Annotated in this window: 1 protein-coding gene; it reads right to left on the bottom strand. The window is 46.1% G+C overall.

Going from position 1 to position 1,602, the window contains the following annotated elements; all coding sequences use genetic code 11:
- Nucleotides 1-179: 179 nt before the first annotated feature.
- Complete coding sequence (locus tag MHN02_RS21385) at nt 180-1,526, bottom strand: IS1182 family transposase (RefSeq protein WP_061439450.1); 1,347 nt, start codon at nt 1,524-1,526, stop codon at nt 180-182.
- Between the last annotated feature and the right edge of the window lie 76 nt (nt 1,527-1,602).

The following is a 1,602-nucleotide window of genomic DNA, read 5'->3' as shown; positions in this document are numbered from 1 at the left end:
CAGATTGATGATAAACCCCTCTTTTTTCGGAGGGGTTTATTTTTTCTAGCAGCCGAAGGCTGCGATCGCGATATTTTTTAATAAGGCGTTTTTGTTTTAGTGTTGAGCTCTTAGAGGGCAATAAGTGAGTCATTTACTCGATTAGCGGGTTTGCGAGCGAGATTTGAGGGTATTTAGGCTTATACAGCCTTGGCTAAGGCCATTTTCTTCATGTTTTGACATGCAGCGGCTAGCAGACACTGCATCGAGACCTTACTGAGTCCGCGATAGCGACAGTATCGATGTCCGTGGTGTTGTTTTGCATCTGCGAAGCTTCGTTCTACCGTTTCAGCTCGCCTTCGATATTGCTTCTTCCCCCATTCACTTAATCTGACTTCGTTTGCGTTCTCGACACTCTTCTGCCAGACATGGCGCGTTATAACTTTTGTGTGATTCTTACTGTTTGTACATTGCTTACGAACGGGACAGCTTATGCATTGCTTCGCATCAGAGTGATACTGGCGGTAGCCTTCGCGGTTAGTGGTGTTGTAAGCAATAACCTGGCCTTGGGGGCATGTGTATGTATCAGATTCTGTGTCGTATACATACTCGCGTTTAGCGAAGTAGCCTTTCTTTTTCGTAGGGCGACGATACCCCATTACACCAATCAGTTGTCGCGCTTCGAGGTGATGACACACCGCGGCGGTGAAGTAGCCCGCGTCGAGACCAACGGCAATATGGTTGAGTTTGAAGGTGTCTCTAGCTCTATCAATACGCGCAATGATAGGTTGGCTATCGTGAACATTTCCTGGTGTCGCGTGTGTATCAACGATAATACCGTGACGCCCATCTACGATGCGATGGTCTAGGTAGAAGAAGCCCTTGGGCTTCTCATCGCGCACCATAAAACCACTATCAGGGTCAGTGCGGCTGACTTTCGTAGGCTTCGTGCAAGGCTTGTCTTCCTTACACTTCAGGGGCTTTTTTCCCTCTAACTCCCTGTCTTTGGTTACTGCTTCGTTTAGCTGTTCCACATAAGCTGACGGTGTCACCTTCAAGTCTTTTATGTCGAAGCGTTTCTTGTTGGCGTTCGCTTTTAAGTGCGTGCTATCGGCAAACAAACTCTTACCACCAATGAGTCCTTGCTTCATGGCCTGACGCACAATGTTGTCGAAGATAACCTGATAGATATCGCTGTCTTTAAAACGCTTGATGCGGTTTTGACTCAGCGTGGAATGGTGAATCACATCTTCCGTCAATCCCATACCTAAGAACCAGCGATACGCCACATTTACTTGTATCTCTTTAATGAGGCGTCGCTCACTACTGATACCAAATAAATAACCGAGAAACAGAATTTTAAAAAAGCGTACGGGGTCAACCGAAGGGCGACCGTTATTCTGACAATATAGATGAGCCACCTCATCGCGGATAAACTCAAAATCTATCGCCATATCAATTAAACGAACCAAGTGGTCTTCTGGTACCAGTTCATTGATATATACGGTTTCAAACTCGTATTGTTGTGGGGACTTTGGGGTTAGCATGGTGAACACTCCGAATTTCACTATGCCTATTAGATCAAAGCCCCAGACTTTCGTCTAGGGCTTTTTCAACAGTCTG

It is taken from the genome of Alteromonas sp. CNT1-28, from assembly GCF_022348345.1.
GTDB lineage: Bacteria > Pseudomonadota > Gammaproteobacteria > Enterobacterales > Alteromonadaceae > Alteromonas > Alteromonas macleodii.
Note: the sequence above shows the minus strand (reverse complement) of the source record. Positions and strands in the feature narration are given on the sequence as shown.